Consider the following 999-nt stretch of genomic DNA (forward strand, 5'->3'; position numbering starts at 1 on the left):
GAACGCACGGCTCAAGCGGCTGCTCGCGGACACGATGCTCGACAATGCGGGTCTGAAGGATCTGCTGTCAAAAAAATGGTAGCGCCCGCCGCGAAGCGGCAAGCAGTCGCGCATCTCCAGGCGACGTTGGGGATGAGCGAGCGGCGGGCGTGTGCTGTCGTCGGGGCGGATCGCACGAGCATGCGGTATCGCTCGTGCCGAGCGGATGATGGCGACCTGCGGTCGAGATTATGTGAGTTGGCGCAGCAGCGCCGGCGGTTTGGCTACCGGCGGCTGCACATCCTGCTTCGCCGGGACGGCATTACCGTCAACCGCAAGAAGACCCAGCGGCTGTATCGCGAAGAGGGTCTGACGGTGCGGCGCAGGAAGGGACGGAAGCGTGCGGTTGGTGCGCGGGCGCCTGCGCCGGTGTTGGCGTTGCCAAACCAGCGTTGGAGCCTGGACTTCGTCCACGATCAGCTCGCAACGGGCCGGCGGTTCCGCATCCTCAACATCGTCGACGACGTCACGCGCGAGTGCCTGGCGGCGGTGCTCGACACGTCGATCTCGGGCCGGCGGGTTGTTCGCGAACTGGGCGATCTGATCGCCAGGCGCGGTGCGCCCAAGATGATCGTCAGCGACAACGGGACCGAGCTCACCTCGAACGCAGTGCTCGCCTGGTCCGGCGATGTCGGCGTCGAGTGGCACTATATCGCGCCAGGCAAGCCGACGCAGAACGGGTTTGTCGAGAGCTTCAACGGTCGCATGCGCGACGAGCTGCTCAACGAGACATTATTCTTCACGATCGGTCAGGCCCGCGTGATCCTCGCGCGCTGGGTCGATGATTATAACACCGAGCGGCCGCACTCCTCGCTCGGCTACGCCACACCGGCGGCGTTCGCCGCCGAACTTGAACAGCAACGGGCGGGGTTAACCCCGCCCGTTGCTTCACCTGCGCTCATGCGCGACAACACCGGTCGGTCTCTGGTTGCCGCTGGATGAAAGGCGGGGGTCACGTCA

At 65.5% G+C, this 999-nt stretch carries 1 pseudogene; it reads left to right on the forward strand.

Features of this window, described 5'->3' with window-relative positions:
• Positions 1 to 981: pseudogene (locus BFL28_RS17535) on the forward strand (IS3 family transposase); the annotation flags it as partial.
• Positions 982 to 999 lie beyond the last annotated feature (18 nt).

Source organism: Sphingomonas turrisvirgatae (assembly GCF_001721295.1).
Lineage (GTDB): Bacteria > Pseudomonadota > Alphaproteobacteria > Sphingomonadales > Sphingomonadaceae > Sphingomonas > Sphingomonas turrisvirgatae.